At 71.9% G+C, this 19,834-nt stretch carries 20 protein-coding genes; 11 read left to right on the plus strand and 9 right to left on the minus strand.

The window, feature by feature from the left end; translation table 11 throughout:
• Nucleotides 1-26 precede the first annotated feature (26 nt).
• The 3 genes from OH768_RS37745 to OH768_RS37755 are packed head-to-tail and all read left to right on the plus strand — an operon-like array spanning nt 27 to nt 1,113.
• Nucleotides 27-278: an acyl carrier protein gene (locus OH768_RS37745; RefSeq protein WP_406460557.1), complete on the plus strand. Its 252-nt coding sequence runs from the start codon at nt 27-29 to the stop codon at nt 276-278.
• Between the two features lies 1 nt (nt 279).
• Complete coding sequence (locus OH768_RS37750; RefSeq protein WP_406460558.1) at nt 280-759, plus strand: SRPBCC family protein; 480 nt, start codon at nt 280-282, stop codon at nt 757-759.
• 21 nt (nt 760-780) lie between these two features.
• Nucleotides 781-1,113 carry a TcmI family type II polyketide cyclase gene (locus tag OH768_RS37755; RefSeq protein WP_406460560.1) on the plus strand — a complete coding sequence of 111 codons (333 nt, stop codon included), beginning with the start codon at nt 781-783 and terminating at the stop codon, nt 1,111-1,113.
• Nucleotides 1,114-1,187: 74 nt separating this feature from the next.
• Here the strand turns inward: OH768_RS37755 and OH768_RS37760 are convergent, their stop codons facing one another.
• Together OH768_RS37760 and OH768_RS37765 are read right to left on the minus strand one after the other, a co-directional pair.
• Nucleotides 1,188-2,252 carry a methyltransferase gene (locus OH768_RS37760; RefSeq protein WP_406460561.1) on the minus strand — a complete coding sequence of 355 codons (1,065 nt, stop codon included), beginning with the start codon at nt 2,250-2,252 and terminating at the stop codon, nt 1,188-1,190.
• A 43-nt stretch (nt 2,253-2,295) separates the two neighbouring features.
• Nucleotides 2,296-3,453, minus strand: coding sequence for a nitrous oxide reductase family maturation protein NosD (locus tag OH768_RS37765; protein WP_406460563.1), 1,158 nt, complete (start codon nt 3,451-3,453; stop codon nt 2,296-2,298).
• A gap of 192 nt (nt 3,454-3,645) precedes the next feature.
• Here OH768_RS37765 and OH768_RS37770 point away from each other — a divergent pair, with 192 nt between their 5' ends.
• A complete protein-coding gene (locus OH768_RS37770; RefSeq protein ID WP_406460565.1) occupies nt 3,646-4,860 on the plus strand; it encodes a ferritin-like protein in 1,215 nt (404 codons plus the stop codon).
• A 133-nt stretch (nt 4,861-4,993) separates the two neighbouring features.
• Here OH768_RS37770 and OH768_RS37775 read toward each other — a convergent pair whose 3' ends face one another.
• The 4 genes from OH768_RS37775 to lipB all read right to left on the minus strand — a co-directional run bounded on the left by OH768_RS37775 (nt 4,994) and on the right by lipB (nt 8,117).
• Nucleotides 4,994-5,698, minus strand: coding sequence for a DUF4191 domain-containing protein (locus OH768_RS37775; RefSeq protein ID WP_406460566.1), 705 nt, complete (start codon nt 5,696-5,698; stop codon nt 4,994-4,996).
• Nucleotides 5,699-5,756: 58 nt separating this feature from the next.
• Entirely contained in the window at nt 5,757-5,957 is a 201-nt protein-coding gene (locus OH768_RS37780) for a hypothetical protein (protein ID WP_359604764.1), read from the minus strand.
• 241 nt (nt 5,958-6,198) lie between these two features.
• Nucleotides 6,199-7,164, minus strand: coding sequence for a lipoyl synthase (gene lipA / locus OH768_RS37785; protein WP_406460568.1), 966 nt, complete (start codon nt 7,162-7,164; stop codon nt 6,199-6,201).
• Nucleotides 7,165-7,298: 134 nt separating this feature from the next.
• Nucleotides 7,299-8,117 carry a lipoyl(octanoyl) transferase LipB gene (gene lipB / locus OH768_RS37790; RefSeq protein ID WP_406460570.1) on the minus strand — a complete coding sequence of 273 codons (819 nt, stop codon included), beginning with the start codon at nt 8,115-8,117 and terminating at the stop codon, nt 7,299-7,301.
• Between the two features lie 282 nt (nt 8,118-8,399).
• Between lipB and OH768_RS37795 the strand changes: the two genes are divergently transcribed.
• The 5 genes from OH768_RS37795 (at nt 8,400) to OH768_RS37815 (ending at nt 14,245) form a co-directional block, all read left to right on the plus strand.
• Nucleotides 8,400-9,836 (plus strand): regulator, encoded by a 1,437-nt coding sequence (locus tag OH768_RS37795; RefSeq protein WP_406460572.1) that lies wholly within the window; start codon nt 8,400-8,402, stop codon nt 9,834-9,836.
• A 401-nt stretch (nt 9,837-10,237) separates the two neighbouring features.
• Nucleotides 10,238-10,477 carry a hypothetical protein gene (locus OH768_RS37800; protein ID WP_406460574.1) on the plus strand — a complete coding sequence of 80 codons (240 nt, stop codon included), beginning with the start codon at nt 10,238-10,240 and terminating at the stop codon, nt 10,475-10,477.
• 68 nt (nt 10,478-10,545) lie between these two features.
• Nucleotides 10,546-11,106, plus strand: coding sequence for a (2Fe-2S)-binding protein (locus tag OH768_RS37805; RefSeq protein WP_406460576.1), 561 nt, complete (start codon nt 10,546-10,548; stop codon nt 11,104-11,106).
• Entirely contained in the window at nt 11,103-12,098 is a 996-nt protein-coding gene (locus OH768_RS37810; RefSeq protein WP_406460578.1) for an FAD binding domain-containing protein, read from the plus strand. The genes OH768_RS37805 and OH768_RS37810 overlap by 4 nt, the downstream gene beginning before the upstream one ends.
• A gap of 35 nt (nt 12,099-12,133) precedes the next feature.
• A complete protein-coding gene (locus tag OH768_RS37815) occupies nt 12,134-14,245 on the plus strand; it encodes a xanthine dehydrogenase family protein molybdopterin-binding subunit (protein WP_406460580.1) in 2,112 nt (703 codons plus the stop codon).
• Between the two features lie 114 nt (nt 14,246-14,359).
• Here the strand turns inward: OH768_RS37815 and OH768_RS37820 are convergent, their stop codons facing one another.
• Nucleotides 14,360-15,013, minus strand: a complete 654-nt coding sequence (locus tag OH768_RS37820; RefSeq protein ID WP_406460582.1) for a UdgX family uracil-DNA binding protein — start codon at nt 15,011-15,013, stop codon at nt 14,360-14,362.
• Between the two features lie 268 nt (nt 15,014-15,281).
• Nucleotides 15,282-15,737, minus strand: coding sequence for a hemerythrin domain-containing protein (locus tag OH768_RS37825; protein WP_406460583.1), 456 nt, complete (start codon nt 15,735-15,737; stop codon nt 15,282-15,284).
• A 596-nt stretch (nt 15,738-16,333) separates the two neighbouring features.
• Here OH768_RS37825 and OH768_RS37830 point away from each other — a divergent pair.
• Both OH768_RS37830 and OH768_RS37835 read left to right on the plus strand, forming a co-directional pair.
• Entirely contained in the window at nt 16,334-16,519 is a 186-nt protein-coding gene (locus OH768_RS37830; protein ID WP_406460585.1) for a DUF1360 domain-containing protein, read from the plus strand.
• Nucleotides 16,520-16,738: 219 nt separating this feature from the next.
• A complete protein-coding gene (locus OH768_RS37835; protein WP_406460587.1) occupies nt 16,739-17,863 on the plus strand; it encodes a glutamate--cysteine ligase in 1,125 nt (374 codons plus the stop codon).
• A 118-nt stretch (nt 17,864-17,981) separates the two neighbouring features.
• Here OH768_RS37835 and OH768_RS37840 read toward each other — a convergent pair whose 3' ends face one another.
• On the minus strand, nt 17,982-19,802 hold the full coding sequence (locus OH768_RS37840; RefSeq protein ID WP_406460588.1) for an FAD-dependent oxidoreductase: 1,821 nt from the start codon (nt 19,800-19,802) through the stop codon (nt 17,982-17,984).
• Nucleotides 19,803-19,834: the final 32 nt, after the last annotated feature.

A 19,834-nucleotide genomic window follows, 5' to 3' on the forward strand; every position in this document is an offset into this window, starting at 1 on the left:
CCCAGCAGCGAAGGAGAAGGAGTCCTATGAGCATCACCGTGGACGAACTGTCCGAACTCATGAAGAAGGCCGCCGGCGTCACCGTCTCCCCGGAGGACCTCGAGCAGCGGTGCGACAGCGGTTTCGACGCCCTCGGTGTCGACTCGCTCGGTCTGCTCGGCATCGTCGGCGAGCTGGAGAACCGGCACGGCGTGCCGATGCCGGTCGACGCCGAACGCTGCAAGACGCCCCGCCAGTTCCTCGACCTCGTCAACAGCGCACTGACCACGGGAGCCTGACATGGCCGGACACACCCAGAACGAGATCACCATCGCCGCCCCTGTCGACCTGGTCTGGGACATGACCAACGACGTGGCCAACTGGCCGCAGTTGTTCACCGAGTACGCCAGTGCCGAGATCCTCTCCAAGGAGGGGAACAAGGTCACCTTCCGGCTCACCATGCACCCCGACGAGACCGGCAAGGTGTGGAGCTGGGTCTCCGAACGGGAGACGGACCGCGCCCACCTCAGCGTCAGGGCCCGCCGCGTGGAGACCGGACCCTTCGCCCACATGAACATCCACTGGCAGTACCAGGAGGTACCCGCCGGCACCCGGATGGTGTGGACCCAGGACTTCGAGATGAAGCCGGAGGCGCCGGTCGACGACGACTGGATGACCGACAACATCAACAAGAACTCCAAGATCCAGATGGCCCTCATCCGGGACAAGATCGAGAAGGCGGCCGCCGGTCACCGGCCCGCCCCCGCCCTGGCCGACTGAGCCGGACGACAGGAGAACACCGTGCACCAGGCCCTGATCGTCGCCCGTATGGCCCCGGGCTCCGCCCCCGACATCGCCAAGGTGTTCGCGGAGTCCGACCGGGGAGAGCTGCCGCACCTCGTCGGCGTCGTCCGGCGCAGCCTCTTCCAGTTCGGTGATGTGTACATGCACCTCATCGAGTCCGAGCGCGAGCCGGGACCGGCCATCACCAAGGTCACCTCGCACCCCGAGTTCAGGGACGTCAGCGAACGCCTCTCGGCATACGTCAGCGCGTACGACCCGGAGACCTGGCGGTCCCCGAAGGACGCGATGGCGCAGCGCTTCTACCTCTGGGAGCGCGACGCCGGCGCCTGAAGCCGGGCCGGAACACCGGTGCCGGGCCCGCGTCGTGCGCGGGCCCGGCACCGGTGCTGCGTGCGGGGGTCCGCTCACCCGCGGACCGTGCACTCGAACGCGTGCAGATACGGGTTCACCGGCCGGATGTCACCCACCGTCAGACCCGCCCCGGTCAGCCGCCGGACCATGCTGTCGGTGGTGTGCTTGGCCCCGCCGACGTTCAGCAGCAGCAGCAGGTCCATCGCGGTGCTGAACCGCATCGACGGCGTGTCGTCGACGAGGTTCTCGATCACGACGACCCGGGCACCGGGACCGCCCGCCTCCACGACGTTGCGCAGCAGCCGCGCGGTGGACTCGTCGTCCCACTCCAGGATGTTCTTGATGACGTAGACATCGGCCTCGACCGGCACGGCGTCCCGGATGTCGCCCGGTACCACCCGCGCACGGTCCGCGAGATCGCCGCCCTCGCGCAGCCGCGGCAGGGCCTTCTCCACCACCCGGGGCAGATCCAGCAGGTATCCGCGCATCGACGGGTACTTGTCCAGCAGGCTCGCCACCACATGCCCCTGGCCGCCCCCGAGGTCCGCGACGGACGAGGCGCCGGACAGGTCGAGCAGCGCGGCCACCTCGCGCGCCGACTGCTCGCTGGACGTGGTCATCGCCCGGTTGAAGACGTCCGCCGACTCCGGGGCGTCCTCGTTGAGGTAGACGAAGAACTCCTTGCCGTACAGGTCCTCGACCACGTTACGGCCGCTGCGCACCGCCTCGTCCAGCCTCGGCCAGGCGTCCCAGGTCCACGGCTCGGTGCACCACAGGGCGATGTAGCGCAGGCTGTGCGGGTGGTCCTTGCGCAGCAGCCGGGACATGTCGGTGTGGGCGAACGTCCCGTCCGGCCGCTCGGCGAACAGGCCGTAGCAGGACAGGGCGCGCAGCAGCCGGCGCAGCGGCCCCGGCTCGGCGCGGACCGCGGCCGCCAGGCTCTCCACGGTCATGGGGGCGTCCCCGAGGGCGTCGGCGACGCCCAGCCGGGCGGCGGCCCGGACGGCGGCGGCACACGCCGCGCCGAACACGAGCTCCCTCAGCCGCATCGACGGCGGCGGGGCCGACGGCGCCCCCTGTTCCGACGGGGCTGTGAGCTCGCGGGATGGTGCGGTCATGTGCCGCCTTCCTTCCTTGCGTGGATGTCTTACGGCCGTACGGTCAGCACAGCCCCGAGGGCTTCGAGGTACGGCAGCTGTTGGCCTCGAAGGCGTTGCCGGTCTTGGCGGCTTCCTGGTTGACGACGTCGGCCGGGGAGTTGTCCGACAGGGTGTTGCCGTTGATCCGGTTCCGCTCGCTGGTGACGCCCACGAAGCTCTTGAACAGCACCACGCCGCCGGACAGCGGGGACTTCCCGGAGTTCCCGGTGACCAGGTTCCGCGTCACCAGGGTGTCCTCGGCGCCGGTCAGGACGATGCCGGAGCCCTGGAGGAAGGCCAGCCGGGCCGTCTTCTCGCAGTACTTGTTGTTCTTCTCGACGCGGTTGTCACTGACGGTCAGGGCGCCCGCCTTCGGTTTGTTCTCGTCGCCGACGACGAACACGCCCGCGCAGTTGCCGGTGACGGAGTTGCCCGCGACGATGAGGTTGCGCAGCCGGCGCACGGTGACGCCGATCCGGTTGTTCACCAGCCGGTTGCCCTGGATGAGCGTGCCGCCGGTGTCGGTAGCGCCCTTCTCCGCGGTGATGGAGTTGGCGAGGAACAGGCCGGCGTCGCCGTTGGAGCGGGCGATGTTGTGCCGGTAGAGGCTCCGGACGGAACGCTCCTCGGCGATGCCCCACTGGCCGTTCTTCTCCGCGGTGACGCCCTCGACGGTCAGGTGGTCCGCGCCGACGGCGATGACACCGATCCGCGAGAACCCCTTCACGGTCAGGGCGGCGACGGTGACGTCCTGGACGGGGTTGTTCTTGGCGCCGACGACACAGATGCCGTTCCCCAGTTCGGCACAGGACTTCTCGGCTCTGGCGGCACGGGCGGGCTTCTTCACGGGCTTCCTGGAGCCCGCCGGCTTCTTCGCCGGTTTCCTGGAGCCCGCCGGTTTCTTCGCGGGCTTCTTGGTCGGGGCGGCCGGTTCGAGCACGGTGCCCCGGCCCTCCCCGCGCAGCGTGATCCCGGGCGTGGTCACCTTCACGCTCTCGTGGTAGATGCCGGCCAGCACCAGGACTGTGTCCCCGGGCTGGGCCGCGTCCACAGCCTTCTGGATCGACTCACCCGGATGCACGACGTGGGTGAGGTGGGCGGCCGACGCCGGGGTCGTGCCGAGGAGCGCGCCGCACAACGTGGTGGCGCAGGCGAGGTATGCAATATGGCGTTTTGTCACATTCGGAAGATTAGGAGCGGATGACCCGATTACCGGCCGGATGCTCTGTTCGGGGGCGTGTCGTCGGACCAGTGGGTGGGCTCGTGCCCGGGCGCCCCGGGATGGGCGGCGCGGGCTGCTAGCTTCGCCAGCTGTCGAAGGGCTCCCGACCTTTCAGCCGGAGGCCGGGACAGGGCCATGAGTGGAGGCAACGTGACAGGTACGCGGGAAGAACCGGACGAGTCGGCGATCTCCCCGGTCGGGCGCAGGAGCGTTCTCGCGTCGGCCGCCCTGGCAGCCGCCGCGCCGGTCACGGCCGCCGCTCCCGCGCACGCCGCCGCGGGTTCCGGGCACGCCGCGGTGGCCGCCGGTTCCGGGCCGGCCGCCGTTCCGGTCGCCGCGTCCGGGCCTGCCGCCGTCGCCCCGGACGGCCCGCCCTGCGAGCCCGGGAGCGGGGCCGTGGCCCGGCTGCTGGCCGTTCCCGAGGGCGGTCGGGGGGTCACGTGGCTCAGGGCGGCGCTCCAGGTCGCCGCGGAACTCGAACTCGCCACCATCCCGCCGTACCTGTGCGGCTGGTGGTCCGTCGTCGACCGCCGCGGCGAGGCCGCGCGGCTGATCCAGCGCATCGTCGGCGACGAGATGTACCACCTGGGCGTGGTCTGCAACCTGCTCGTGGCCGTGGGCGGCCGGCCCCGGTTGCGCGACACGGCGCCCACCTACCCCGGGCCGCTCCCCGGCGGTATGCGCGCCGGGGTGAACGTCTACCTGTCGGGCCTGACCAGGTCCTTCGTGCGCGACGTGATGATGGCGATCGAGGCCCCGAACGAGCCCCTGGCCCGGACGAAGCACGCCTCGCCCAGCGTCGGAGACTTCTACACCGACCTGCTCAAGGCGTTCCACCGCACGGCGCCCAGGCTGTCCACGCGCGCCCAGCTGTCCAGCACCATCGGCTCCGACGTGCTCAAGCCGGTCAGGACCCTGTACGACGTCGAGCGGTCCATCGAGATCATCAAGGAGCAGGGCGAGGGCACCACGAGCTCGCCCGCCGACGCCTTCCATGACGACCACCCGGCGCACTTCTACGCCTTCGCCGAGATCTACCACGGGCGGCAGCTGCGCGAGACCTCGCGCGGCTGGCACTTCACCGGCCCGGCCGTGCCCTTCCCGGACGCCCGCCCCATGGCCCGGGTCCCGGCCGGCGGCTGGCCGCACCCGCCGGGCGACGTCCAGCGGCTCCTGGACCGGTTCGACGGCATCTACAACGACCTGCTGGCCGCCCTCGACGACACCTGGGGCGACGGCGGCCCACGCAGCCTGGGCACGGCCGTCCGCGCCATGCGCGCGCTGGAGGACCCGGCCGTGCGGCTGATGGAGACCACGATCCCGGACGCCCCGGGCAACTACGGCCCCCAGTTCCGCCGGCTCTGACACCGGTCACACGGACCGCCCGCCCCTGTGGGGACACACGGGAACCGGCCCACACGAAACCGGCCCACGCCTACGGGCCCGTGCGGGCCGGCTCGCGTGGCCCGGGTGTCGAAGCCTTGCGGCGCGGAGGGGGTCAGCGGGCCTTCCCGCCGCCCTTGGGGAGCTTCATGCCCTTGGGCATCGGGCCCTTCGGCAGCGGCATGTTGCTCATCAGGTCGCCCATCGCGCGCAGCCGGTCGTTCGTGGCCGTCACCTGTGGGCCCGTCAGGACGCGCGGCAGCTTCAGCATCGTCGTACGGACCTTCTTCAGCGGGATCTGGCCCTCGCCGGCGCCCACCATCACATCGTGCACCGGGACGTCCGCGACGATGCGGTTCATCTTCTTCTTCTCGGCTGCCAGCAGGGACTTCACCCGGTTCGGGTTGCCCTCGGCCACCAGCACGATGCCGGCCTTGCCGACCGCCCGGTGCACCACGTCCTGGCTGCGGTTCATCGCCACCGCCGGAGTCGTCGTCCAGCCCCGGCCGATGTTGTCCAGTACCGCGGCGGCAGCGCCCGGCTGACCCTCCATCTGCCCGAAGGCGGCGCGCTCGGCACGTCGTCCGAAGACGATCGCCGCCGCGAGGAAGGCGAGCAGCAGGCCGAGAATGCCCAGATAGATGGGGTGACCGAGCAAGAAGCCGATCGCGAGGAAGACACCGAAGGTGACAATTCCGACAGCCGCGAGTACAAGACCAATCGTCTTGTCGGCCTTGCGCGTCATCTTGTACGTCAGAGCGATCTGCTTGAGTCGCCCGGGGTTCGCAGCGTTGTCCGCTGTCGTGTCCTTCCTCGCCATGCCACGAGTCTACGTGGCTCCCGGAGCGCCGACGACGGCGGTGCCCCGGCGAGGGGGGTCAGGAGTGGGAGGTGAGGGACTGCTCCAGGACGAGCTGTGCCTCGACGCGGTCCTTGGCGCGGCGGCGGTCCTCCAGCACGGAGGTCCAGGCGTTGCGGCGGGCGGTGCGCTGGCCGCCGCTCATCAGCAGCGACTCGACGGCGCGCAGGGCGTCGGCGACGGACGGGATGGCGGTGGCGCGGACGGGTGCGGCCTGCATCGTGGAGGTCCCCCCTCGGAACGGCTCTGGGTATGGGGCTACGTGCTGTGAGTCAAGTGTCACTGTTTGGTGTTACCAGGGCGTGACCGACCGGTCAAACGCCAATGAAGCCTTGATGCGGAGGGCCGAAACGCTGACGCGGCCCTGATGACGCCCTCAACTGGGAGGACGGTCAGGGCCGCGCCGACAACGGGTGCTACTGGCGGGTAGCTGCTTGTGCGCGAATTCACACGGCCTTGCTTCAGACCGCCTGCGACGCGACGTACGCGCCCCGCTTCTCGATCGCCATCTGGTAGAGGCGACCCGCACGGTACGAAGAACGCACCAGCGGGCCGGACATGACACCGGAGAAGCCGATCTGCTCGGCCTCCTCCTTGAGTTCGACGAACTCGTGGGGCTTCACCCAGCGCTCGACGGGGTGGTGACGAACCGAAGGCCGCAGATACTGCGTGATCGTGACCAACTCGCAGCCCGCCTCGTGCAGTTGGCGCAGCGCCTCGCTGACCTCCTCGCGGGTCTCGCCCATGCCGAGGATCAGGTTCGACTTGGTGACCAGGCCGTAGTCGCGGGCCTCGGTGATGACCTTGAGGGAGCGGTCGTAGCGGAAGCCGGGGCGGATGCGCTTGAAGATGCGCGGGACCGTCTCGACGTTGTGCGCGAAGACCTCGGGGCGGGAGGAGAAGACCTCGGCGAGCTGCTCGGGGACCGCGTTGAAGTCGGGGGCGAGCAGTTCGACCTTCGTACGGCCGCCTTCGCGGGACTCCGTCTGCTGGTGGATCTGACGGACCGTCTCGGCGTACAGCCAGGCGCCGCCGTCCTCCAGGTCGTCGCGGGCGACGCCGGTGATCGTGGCGTAGTTGAGGTCCATCGTGACCACGGACTCGCCCACGCGGCGCGGCTCGTCGCGGTCGAGGGCCTCGGGCTTGCCGGTGTCGATCTGGCAGAAGTCGCAGCGCCGGGTGCACTGGTCGCCGCCGATGAGGAAGGTCGCCTCGCGGTCCTCCCAGCACTCGTAGATGTTGGGGCAGCCGGCTTCCTGGCAGACCGTGTGCAGGCCCTCGCTCTTCACGAGGCTCTGCATCTTCGTGTACTCGGGACCCATTTTCGCCCGGGTCTTGATCCACTCGGGCTTGCGCTCGATGGGGGTCTGGGCGTTCCGGACCTCCAGGCGCAGCATCTTGCGTCCGTCGGGTGCGACTGCGGACACGATGGGCTCCCTAGCGATTGATTCCTCGGCGCCCTTAAGGGTACGCCCGTTGATTTGAATGCCCGGTGCTGGTGTCGGCCCCCAGGGGCTGCCGCCCCCGGACCCCCGCTTCGGCCCTGAAAGGGGCCTCGTCCTCAAACGCCGGACGGGCTGACAGTTGCCGGTGTTTTCTCGATCGGCCTCGGCTTCAGGTCCGCGTGCTCCAGTACGTCCTTCAGGTGACGCTCGACCACCGGCAGGACCTCGTCGATCGTGACGTCCCGGCCCAGCTCGGCCGCGAGCGAGGCCACGCCCGCGTCGCGGATGCCGCACGGGATGATGCGGTCGAACCAGCGGTTGTCCGGGTTCACGTTCAGCGCGAAGCCGTGCATCGTCACGCCCTTGGCCACGCGGATGCCGATCGCGGCGATCTTGCGGTCCTCGCGGCGCTGGCCGGCGTTCGAGGGCGCGTACTCCGGGCCGTTCATCCGGGGGTCGAACTCCTCGTCCTGCAGACGGGGGTCGAAGTCCAGGGACAGTCCGCCGATCGACGGCCGCTGCTCCACCGGATCGCCGAGCACCCACACCCCGCTGCGGCCCTCGACCCGGCTGGTCTCCACGCCGAACTCCGCGCAGACGCGGATCAGCGCCTCCTCCAGGCGGCGTACGTGCGCGACGACGTCCACCGGGCGGGGCAGCTTCTGGATCGGGTAGCCGACCAGCTGGCCCGGGCCGTGCCAGGTGATCTTGCCGCCGCGGTCGACGTCGATGACCGGGGTGCCGTCGAGCGGGCGCTCGCTGTCCGCCGTACGGCGGCCGGCCGTGTAGACCGGCGGGTGCTCCAGGAGCAGCACGGTGTCGGGGAGCGCGTCCTCGAAACGGGCCGCGTGCACCCGGCGCTGCTCGTCCCACGCCTCCTGGTATTCGACGGCGTCCGCGCCGAACCCCATCCGGACGAACCGCAACTCACCCACGGCAAGCGCCTCCCTCACAGCACCCACGAGTCGTAAGGCACGAAACATGCCTACGCCACAGTACGACCGACCGCTGACACCCCACCGGGCGGCCGGGACCGTCAGCCCTACGACCAATCCTCACACGATCGGATGAATGCACGTCGGAATGTGCGACGAGCCGCTTACGCTCCGCTACATTCGCGCCGTTCACGAGGCCAAAAGGGCTGCTCACAGGCAATCCGGGCAGCAGGGGTCGCATCGGCCTCTGTGAGGCCCGAAAGGCAGGAGACCGCACCGCAGATGACGGAACGACCCGCGCAGCGCACTCCCAACCGTCAGCTCGCCGCGCTCATCGCAGAAGCGGGGTTCTCCAACGCAGGTCTCGCCCGTCGCGTGGACCAGCTCGGTCTTGAGCACGGACTCGACCTGAGATACGACAAGACGTCCGTCACCCGATGGCTGCGCGGCCAGCAGCCCAGAGGCACCACCCCCGCCCTCATCGCCGAGGTCTTCACCCGCCGGCTCGGGCGCCGGCTCACCGCGCAGGACCTCGGCCTCGACGCCTGCGCGCCGGTGTACGCCGGGCTCGAATTCGCCTCGACCCCCGAGGAGGCCGTCGACATTGTCAGCGGGCTGTGGCGCAAGGACTCCGGCAGCCACGCCGAGCTGCGCAAGATCGCCTTCACCCCGGCCGGGCTGGTCGTGCCCAGCCGGGACTGGCTGATCGGCCGCGCCGACGACCGGGTCGGCCGCGCCGAACCCGCGAACCGGGTCCCCCCGCAGGGCCGCCCCGCCGTACCCCGGCAGTACGGAGCGGGCGAGCGCGGCCCCGGCCAGAAGGTCACCGGCGGCGACATCTCCGCGCTCCGCTCGGTCGGCGAACTCTTCCGCACCCTCGACAACGCCTACGGCGGCGGCCACGCCCGGCAGGCCCTCGTGCGCTACCTGGAGCACGAGACCGAGCCGATGCTGCGCGGCACCTACGGCGAACAGACCGGCCGGCGCTTGTTCGCGGCGGCGGCCGACCTCACCCGGCTCGCCGGCTGGACGTCGTACGACATCGCCGCGCACGGGCTCGCGCAGCGGTACTTCGTGCAGGCGCTGCGGCTCTCGCAGGCGGCCGGGGACCGGGCCTACGGCTCGTATGTGCTCATGACCATGAGCAGGCAGGCCGTGTACCTCGGGCACGGGCGCGAGGCCGTGCAGCTGGCTCGGGTGGCGCAGCAGGGGGTCGGGACCAGCGGGCCCCCTGTCGTGCAGGCGCTGCTGCACTCCGTCGAGGCGCGGGCGCACGGGGTGCTCGGGGAGGTGCGGGCGTGCACGTCCGCGCTCGTACGGGCCGAGCGCGCCCTCGAAGCGGCGCGGGCCGGGGACGAAGTGCCGTACTGGGCGCGGTTCTTCGACGAGGCGCAGCTCGCCGACGAGTTCGGGCACGCGCACCGGGATCTTCAGCAGTTCCGGGCCGCGGCTCAGCACGCGGAGCGCTCGCTGCAGTTGCAGGCGCCCGCGTTCGCCCGCAGCCGGCTGTTCTGCCGGGTCGTTCTCGCCTCCGCGCGGCTCGGGCTCGGTGAACTCGATCAGGCCTGTGCGCTGGGGGCGGAGGCGGCGGGGCAGGCGGCGGAGATGCGCTCGGTGCGGGCGATCGAGTATGTGCGGGACTTCGAGCGTCGGCTTGAGCCGTACAAGGATGCTGCGCCGGTACGGGGGTATCGCGACAAGGTCGCCGCGTTTGGGTGAGGTGGGTGGCGGGTGGGCGGGACTGTGCGGCGCCCCTGAAAGGATGCAGAAGCCGTTGTCCTTCCGGTTGTGATCGCTGAGTTCCCGCTGATCAGGCATGGTGTTGGTGTCGCCGAGGAGGACTCGGTCCGGCCGCGGCGGTGTGGGGGCGCCGGGTGATCACTCGGGTGGAGCCGGCCGAGGCCCTGGCCGCTGGTGACGATGCGGCCGGAACTCCTCGGGCTCCGGCAAAGAGCGAAGGCCCGCCTCGCTGAGTCCAGGCACCTCGGGTTGCGCTTCCTTGCGAGAGCGGCGAGCACCCGCCGCTCTCCGGCACACACGCCGGCACGCGGGCGTGTGGACGAGGCATGCCTGGATACCCGGACCGGGGGAATCCGCATCGTCCGAAAGGCATGCACACCATGGGGAGCCAGACCCACGGCGGCGTCATGGGTGACGCGGTCCACCGACCCGAGGGCCCCGACGACCGGGAGGACGAAGGCATCCTCGGCCCCGAGGACACGCTCACCGACCAGGGCAGCGACGCCTCCGAGGAGGGCTGGTCGCCGTCCGGGCGACCGCTCGCGGTGGAACACGAGGGCACGACGGCGCGGGAGCGGTACGAGGACGAGGGCCCGGACCAGGACGCCACGCCCCCCTAGCCGTGGACACGCCACCTTTCAAGACACCCGTACACCATCCGACGGCCTGTACGCACGGGAGGCCTTCCATGGAATCCGACATCGCACACGCCACCACCGGCTCACCCGACCACCACCACTCGGAGATCACTCTGCGGGTGAACGGCAAACCGCACACGCTCACCGTCGACCACCGCTCGGTGCTCCTCGACGTACTGCGCGAAGACCTCTCCCTGACCGGCGCCAAGAAGGGCTGTGACCACGGTCAGTGCGGCGCCTGCACGGTTCTGGTCGACGGCCGCCGGGCCAACGGCTGCCTGCTGCCCGCCGTCGCGCTCGACGGCGGCGACATCACGACCGTCGAGGGACTCGGCGCGGACGGCGAGGAACTCCATCCGCTCCAGCGTGCCTTCCTGGACCGTGACGCCTTTCAGTGCGGTTACTGCACTCCGGGGCAGATCTGCAGCGCCATCGGCGCCATCGCCGAGGCCGCCGCCGGCCATCCCTCCCATGTCACCGACCCCGGCGCCCCCTCCGGGCCGCCCGTCGCGCTGGACCGGGCCGAGATCCGCGAGCGGCTCAGCGGCAACCTCTGCCGCTGCGGCGCCTACCCGAACATCGTCGAAGCCGTCGTGGACGTGATCCTGTGAAGCCCTTCGGATACGTGCGCGCGGGCAGCGTCGAGGAGGCGGCCGACGCGTACGCCTCGCATCCCGGCGCCCGCTATCTCGGCGGCGGCACCAATCTGGTCGACCTGATGAAGCTCGGCGTGGAGCAGCCGGCCACTCTCGTCGACGTCAGCCGGCTGCCCCTGGACTCGGTGGAAGAGCTGCCCGGCGGTGCGCTGCGGATCGGGGCCACCGTCCGCAACAGCGACCTCGCGGCCCACCCCCTGGTCCGCGACCGCTATCCGGTGCTCTTGCAGGCGCTCCTCGCCGGAGCCTCCGGACAACTGCGCAACATCGCCACCACCGGCGGCAACCTGCTCCAGCGAACCCGCTGCCCCTACTTCCAGGACACCGGCAAGCCGTGCAACAAGCGCGAGCCGGGCAGCGGCTGCGGTGCCCTGCACGGCGTCCACCGCGACCACGCGGTCCTGGGGCATTCGCCGCACTGCATCGCCACACATCCGTCCGACATGGCCGTCGCGCTGGCCGCCCTCGACGCGCATATCGAGCTGTACGGAGCCGACGGCGAGCGTTCGGTCCCCGCCGCCGAGTTCCACCGGCTGCCCGGTGACCATCCGGAGCGCGACACCGAGATCCGCCCCGGCGAACTCATCACCGCCGTAGTCCTGCCTGCCGCCGCGGCCGGACTGCCGTCGCTCTACCGCAAGGCCCGCGACCGCGCCTCGTATGCCTTCGCCCTCGCCTCCGTCGCGGCGGTCCTGCGGGTGGACGACGGTGTCGTGCGGCACGTCGGAATCGCCTTCGGGGCGCTCGCCCACCGACCCTGGCGCGCCCGGCGCGCGGAGGAGGCGCTGCTGGGTGCCGCGCCCACCGCCGCCGCTTTCGAGCGGGCCGTGGACCTCGAACTCGCCGCCGCCCAGCCCCTGTCCGACAACGCCTACAAGGTGCGCCTGGCCCGCGGCCTCGCCCTCGACGTCCTGACCCGGTTGGCGCCGCCGACGACCAGCACCTGACAGGGCTTTCGCCCGGGTACCACGAGGAGGACTCCATGGCCGACACGCACACCGCACTGGGCACGCCCACCGAGCGCCGGGAAGGCCGCGAGAAGGTCACGGGCACGGCCCGCTACGCAGCCGAACACCCCGTCCCCGGACGCGTTCACGCCTGGCCCGTCACCGCCGCGATCGCCTGCGGTGCGGTCCGCGCGATCGACACCACCGACGCGCTGCGACTGCCCGGGGTCCTTGCCGTGCTCACCCACGAGAACGCTCCCCGGCTCGCCGACGCCGACGATCCCACGCTCGATGTCCTGCAGAACTCCCGTGTGCCGCACCGTGGTTGGCCGATCGCCCTGGTCGTCGCCGAGACGCTGGAAGCGGCCCGGGCCGGTGCCGGCGCCGTCCGTGTCGAGTACGACGCGCAGGACCATGACGTGACGCTCACGGACAGCCACCCCGGGGCGTACGTCCCCGAGAAGGCCAACGGCGGGTATCCCGGGCACCGGGACCGCGGCGAGCCCGAGGACGCCTTCGCGGCAGCCGCGGTCCGCGTCGACGCCGCCTACCGCGTGCCGCCCCTGCACAACCACCCCATGGAGCCGCACGCGGCCACCGCCCACTGGGACGACAACCGGCTCGTCGTGTACGACTCCAGCCAGGGAACCACTGCCGTACGAGCCACGTTGGCCGCACTGTTCGAGCTTCCCGAGGAGCAGGTCACCGTCGTGTCGGAACACGTCGGCGGCGGCTTCGGGTCCAAGGGGACGGCCCGCCCGCACGTGGTGCTCGCCGCGATGGCGGCACGGCGGACGGGACGCCCCGTCACCGTGGCCCTTCCCCGCCGCTCCCTGCCGGCCCTCGTCGGACACCGCGCGCCCACCCTGCACCGGGTCCGCCTCGGCGCCGATGATCAAGGCTCCCTCAGCGCCCTCCTGCACGAGGTCACCACGCACACCTCCCGTATCAAGGAGTTCGTCGAGCAGGCCGCCGTGCCCGCCCGCGTCATGTACGCCTCCCCCCACAGCCGTACGACCCACCGTGTCGTACCGCTGGATGTGCCGAGCCCGTCCTGGATGCGCGCGCCCGGCGAGGCGCCCGGCATGTTCGCCCTGGAGTCGGCCATGGACGAACTCGCGGTCGCGCTCGGCATGGACCCCGTCGAGCTGCGCGTCGCCAACGAGCCCGGCACCGAACCGGACAGCGGCAAACCCTTCAGCAGCCGGCACCTGGTCGAGTGTCTGCGCGAGGGCGCCCGGCGCTTCGGCTGGGCGCACCGCGACCCCCGCCCGGGTCCGCGCTCCGCCGGCCCCCTGCTCGTGGGGCAAGGGATGGCCGCCGCCGTCTACCCCGTGCTGATCCAGCCCTCCACCGCCACCGCGCAGGCACTGCCGGACGGGAGCTTCACGGTACGGGTCAACGCGGCCGACATCGGCACCGGCGCCCGTACCGTCCTCGCCCAGGTCGCCGCCGACGCCCTCGGCGTCCCGCTGGACCGGGTCCGTACCGAGATCGGCAACAGTGACCTGCCGTCCGCCTCGCTGGCCGGCGGTTCCTCCGGCACCGCCTCCTGGGGCTGGGCGGTCCACGATGCCTGCACGCGGCTGCGCGCCGACCTCGCGGAACATCCGGGGCCGCTGCCCGAGCCGGGGCTCACCGCGAGCGCCGACACGGCAGGGAGCGCGGACGCCGACAGCGACTACGCGCGGCACGCCTTCGGCGCCCACTTCGCCGAGGTCGCCGTCGACACGGTCACCGGCGAGGTCCGCGTCCGCCGCCTGCTGGGCGTGTACGCGGCCGGGCACATCCTCAACGCCCGGACCGCACGCTCCCAGTTCATCGGCGGAATGACGATGGGCCTGGGCATGGCCCTGACCGAGGGCAGCACCATGGACGCCGCGTTCGGCGACTTCACCGAGGCGGACCTGGCCGCCTACCACGTCCCCGCGCGCGCCGACGTGCCCGCCGTCGAGGCGCACTGGATCGACGAGGACGACCCCCACCTCAACCCGATGGGCAGCAAGGGCATCGGCGAGATCGGGATCGTCGGGACGGCGGCGGCCCTCGGCAACGCGGTCCACCACGCCACCGGTGTCCGCTGTCGCGAGCTGCCCCTGACACCGGACCGAGTGCTGGCGGGCCTGCCGCCGTTCATGGAAGCGTGAGCGCGGAGGGACGTTCTCGGACGACGCCCCGCGCCGCCATGAACGGCAGCAGGTCCGGCAGCGGTATGGCCCGACCCACGGGTTCGCGGGACCGGCCGGCGCCACCTCGGGGTCCTATGCGGCAAGGGCATCCGCGGCCACTCGCAGGTCCGCGACCAGACCGGCGTACGCCGCCTCTCGATCAGTGGCCCGCAGGACGGCGGACGGGTGGACGGTCGCCACGACGCCACCCGCGGCGGGTGGCGCGCCGCCTTGCACGTCGGGCAGCGACAGCACTGTGCCGCGGTCCTCGGTCACCCGGAAGGACGGGCCGGGGAGCGCGCGGCCCGCCGTGGCGCCCAGCGCCACCACCAATTCGGGACGGACGAGCCGTAGTTCGGCGGCCGGCCAGGGGCGGCAGGCCGCTGCCTCGCGCAGGCTCGGTGGTTTGTGGATGCGACGCTTGCCTCGTTCGGCGGGGGCGAATTTGAAGTGCTTGACCGCGTTGGTGACGTACGTCTTCTCGTCCCCGAGTCCTGCCTCGGCCAGTGCCTTGTGCAGCAGGTGGCCGGCCGGGCCGACGAAGGGCCGGCCGGCCCGGTCTTCTTGATCGCCGGGCTGCTCGCCGACGAGCATCAGGCGCGCGGTGGCCGCGCCGGAGCCGATGACGGTCTGCGTCGCGGCGCGGTACAGCGGGCAGCCACGGCATTCGGCGGCGGCCCGCTGGTGCGCCGGCAGGCCGCCCCGGGGCGGTAGATACGGGGTCGCGTCGTAGTCGTCCGGCGTCACGGTCCACCTCCTGTCCGGGTGTCGTGAGTCACCGCTTCCACCCGTCGCCGGTCGGCGTCGGCTGCCCGCCCCGGAAGACGGCAGACGTGCTTTCAGTCTGTCCGCCGACGCGTTCTTCTGCCAGACGCAGAATCCTCTGGTGATGCCCGACCCCGCCCACCGACGACGACGCAACGGCCGCCCGGGAAGCGGCGGCCCCGGTCGGTTCGGCTTCGCGTGGTACGCGGTCGTCCGCAGGGAAGTCCGTGGGGGAGTCCGTGGGCTGGATTCAGGAGCGCATCGCGTCGCGCGCCTTGTCCATCATGGCGGCGAAGGGCCCGGTCAGAGCGAGTACTGCCGGCTTGCCGGCGGCGCCGGGGTGCGAGTGGGTCGGGGCGAGATGCTCCGCCTTCGACAGACGCTGCCCCATCCTCCGCCGCTGTTCCAGGCTGCACTGGGCCACAAGCGCCGGGAACTCCTCGGCCTCCTCGTGGTTACGGGCCTCGGCTTCCTCATCGCCCGCCGTCTTCTTCGCCACCGGGCGGACAACCAGTTCCTCTGCGGCCTCGTGGACGGCCAGCAGCGCGCGCAAACCGTCGAACGCCGCCTTCCGGGTCTCACCCTGGCCGTTCCTGATTTCCGTGAACAACTCCCTTATCCTGGCGTGTTGTTCGAGCAGCAGGGCCACGATGTCCCCCTGCGGCAACTGTGCCGCAGCCGCCCGCTCTTCCCGAGCCGTCCCCATAGGGAACTCCTCACTCCAACGGTGCACTTTTCGTCGCCCCAGGTACCCCTGCGCGCTCGGACAAACGCCTGGACCCGGAAGCCGCGGCACACGTCGGCAGCCGACATCGTCGGCTGTTCGATCCCGCGACCTGTCCGAACGCTGGGCGCACCCTTGGCTGCCTGGAGGCGCGGTCCGCGGCGTTGAGGTCGTGGACCGGTGACTCCGCCGAACCGGCCGCGGCAAGTCCAGCGGCAGGGTAGTTCCCCCTGCCGGATCAGAACGGTCCCGTTTCGGCGGTCCGGTGGCGGGAAACCGGCGGGCGGAGAGCTCATCGCAGGTCCGGAGAGCTCATCGCAGGTCCGGCGAAAGGAAGGCGTGATGACCGTATCCGAGGAAAATCAGCCTGAGACCTACGAGACCGGCGCCCCGCCCGCTGCCACCGTCTCCCGCCTGATCGCGGACTACGCCCCCGACGAGGACGCCCCGCTGGGCGGCTACGCCGCGCTCGCCGCGGCAACGCACAAAGGCGCGCGCTTTGTAACCAAGGACAAGATCACCAGCTTCTCCGGGCGCCGTTCACCCAGCGGAAGGAAGCCACCACCGCGAGCGAGGTCATGGACGAGCCGCGCGGGCACGGGCTGCGACTGGCGGCCGGCGAGCTACTGGCCTGCCCGTTCTGCATGTCCGCCTGGGTCGCCGGCGCCCTGTTCTGCGGGTACGCCGCGGCACCTCGCGCCACCCGACTGGCCGCCGGTGCGCTGAGCGTGGTGACGATCGCGGACTGGCTCCAGTACGCATAGAGAGCCTCACTCGACAGCAGGCCGAGGGATGACCGCGTCGGCGAGGATGCGGGCGGTTCCCCGTCCATGTGCGCCCTACGTGTGGGCGACTCACCTTGCCGAGTCGGACTGAGTACTGAGGTCGCCGTCGCGGTTCACCGGAGGACGGGCACGCCGAACACGCCACCGCTCCGCCACAAAGGTATCCGTGGCCGGGCCGATCGGGGGTAGTCGGTGACCATGACGACAGGCGTGACGCTGGGGGTGGAGGAAGAGTTCTTGCTGCTCGACAGCCGGACCGCGCTGCCGGCGTCACGCGTCGGCCAGCTCCGGAGGGCAGCGCGGCGAGAGCCCGGACTCAGGCAGGAGGAAGTCGACACCGAACTTCTGCAGGCCATGGTGGAGGTGGCGACCCCGGTGTGCTCCGATCTTGACGAGGTCGCCCTGCACCTCGGTCGGTTCCGACGCTCGATGAGCGCGACGGCGCAGCGTGTGAACTGCCGACTGGCCTCAACCGGCGGCGCACCGCTGATGGGGGAGGGGAGAGTGCCGGTCACCGGTACGCAGCGGTACCGGGAGATGCGGGCGGCCGCGACACAACTGGTGGACGAGCAGCTGATCTGCGGCACGCACGTGCACGTCGCCGTGCCGGACCGTCAGGCCGGCGCCGCCGCGCTCGGCCGGCTGCGCCCCTGGCTGCCGGTACTGGTGGCGCTGGGCGCCAACTCCCCGTTCTGGAACGGGCGCGACACCGGGTTCGCCAGCTGGCGCACAGTGGTTTTCGGTCGCTGGCCGGTCAGCGGCCCTCCCCCGTTCTTCTCCGGCGCCGCCCACTACGAACAGCAGGTGGCCGCTCTGTTGGGTACCGGTGTGATAGCTGACCGGCACCAGCTCTACTGGCACGCCCGCCTCTCCGACGAGTATCCGACGCTGGAGATCCGGGCGCCCGACGTCCAACTGGACGTCGAGAGCGCTGTCACCATCGCCGGGATCGCCCGCGGACTGGTGGTGACCGCTCTGCGCGAGGGCCGTCGGGGCGCTCGCCCCCTGAATCCGTCGCCGAGCATCCTGCAGGCAGCGGGCTGGCACGCCGCTCGTCGCGGACTGAGCGCCGACCTGGTCGACCCGCGCACGGACAGACCTTCGCCCGCCGCCGACGTGGTCGGCGCACTGCTGGGCCACGTCACGCCTGCGCTCAAGGAGCTCGGTGACGTCGAGCGGGTGACAGCCGGCGTGCAACGGCTTGTCGACGAGGGGACGGGGGCCACCAGGCAGCGGGCCGCGCTCTCCCGAAGCGGCACCAAGGGCCTGCTCGACCTGATAGCGCCCGAGCCCGCCGAACCAAACGGTACAGAGCGCCCTTGAAGGCCCTCACCTCCACTCGAACCACTGCGCCTCACGTGCATCTCGCGGGCGACGGAGACGCTCGGGGTCTACCGACTCACCGGAACCGTTCGCAGGGGGCGCCAGTCCCTGACCCTGCTCAGGCGGCCCGCGTGGTTGGCATCGGGTCGGCCATGTGCATCGAACCTGCCGCGCCCAGGTCCGCCAGGATCGCCGACGACGCCCGGTGTCCCGAGTGCAGCGCCCCCTGGACCGTGCTCGTGTCCCGGTGGTCGCCGCACACGTACAGGCCGGCCAACAGCCGTACGGGACGCCGTAGATCGTGCGGTGGGCGCATCGCCGGGACGGCCGTGGCGGTGTGGTGGACGGCGAGGGTCTCCCAGCGGGCGGTCGAGGTGCCGTAGAGGCGGGACAGATGCCTGCGTACGGCGGTCTCGACGTCCGGCGGGGGAGGGCCCAGGACCGTCGAGGAGACGAGGGCGCGGCCGGCGGGCGCGCGGCTCGGGTCGACCTCGCTGACGATCGCGGTGTGCGCGACCGGGCCGCCGCGGTCGGAGTCCACGAGCAGGGCGGCTCCGATGGCGGGCGGGTCGTCGGTCGTGTGGTGCACCACGGTCACCTGGTGGAAGTCCGGTACGCGCAGGCCGGGCAGGAGTTCGGCCGCCGCGCGCGCGTCCGTCGCGACGAGCACGGCCCGGCAGTGGATCTCGCCGTGCTCGGCGGTCGTCACCGAGGTCGTCGATACGGCGGTGACGCGCACGCCGGTGTGCACGGTGCCCGGCGGCAGCGCGGCGGCCAGCACCTCGGGCAGCATCTCCGCGCCGCCCTCCGGCAGGCACAGCCGCCCGCCCGCGAAGGCACGCAGCGCGAGGTCGGCGCACCGGCTGGAGGTGGTCAGCTCCGGGTCGCACAGCAGCGCGGCGAGCAGCGGGCGCAGAAACCCGTCGATGGTCCGCGCGGGCACCCCGCGCGCCGCGAGCGCCTGCCCGGCGGGCAACTCGGGCCGGGACAGGAGCCGTTCGACCGGGGTGCCCGCGAGCCGCGTCAGCGCGGCCCCGAGCCGGGCCTGGTCGACCGGCCCGCCGAGCGGTGCGCCGGACCGGGACCTGGGCACGGCGGCGGCTCCTCGGGCGTCCACGGGCCGGTCCTTGAGCACGGGCCCGCCCCACGAGGAGTCCCTGCGGTCGCCGACGGCCGTCCCGCCCCGGGAGGCACCTGTTCGGTCCCTGAGCGCACCCCAGGTGGCGCCGGTCAGCCCGCCCGGGGACGCGGTCCGGTCCTTGGATGTGCGGGCACCCGCGGAGGTTCCCGTGCGCTCTTCGGGCGCTGACCCGTCACCGGAGGTTCCCGTACGGGTCTTGTGCGGCGCGGCGTCTCCGGAGGCTGCCCCTCGGCCCGTGCGTGTCGCCCCGTCCGCGGGAACGCCCTCCGGCGCCGCCGCGGCCCGGGCGACGCCCCCGCGTCCCCTCGGCGTCGGGCCGCCCCAGGGGGAGCCCGCTCGTCCCTTTGTCGCCGGAGCGCCCCAGAAGGAGGCCCTTCGGGGGGCGCTGCCCCACACCGACCCCGCCCGCACCCGCGGCACCGCCCCCGCCCTGGGGGCGCTCGCCAGGGCGCGTACTGCGTGGAGTGCGCCCCATGCGCTCCCTCCGGGCGCCGGAGTGCCCGCGCGGTGGTGGCGGCCGTCGCTGTGGAGGAGGACGCCCGGGGCGAAGGGGCGCAGCACCAGGGCGTCGAGGCCCGGGGTGAGGCGCAGTTCGGGGTATGAGGTGGACAGGAGCTGTCCGATCCGGTCGAGCCGGAAACCGTCGACCTTCTCGGTCGACATACGGCCGCCCACGTAAGGGGCGGCCTCCAGGACTGCGGTCGTTACTCCTGCGCTGATCAGCCGATGCGCCGCGGCGAGTCCGGCGACCCCGGCTCCCACGACGACGACGTCCGCCTGGTACGCGTGCTCAAGCACGTGCCCCTCCTCAGGGTTGCGCGGCCGGTGGA

Source organism: Streptomyces sp. NBC_01622 (genome assembly GCF_045209635.1).
Classification (GTDB): Bacteria; Actinomycetota; Actinomycetes; order Streptomycetales; family Streptomycetaceae; genus Streptomyces.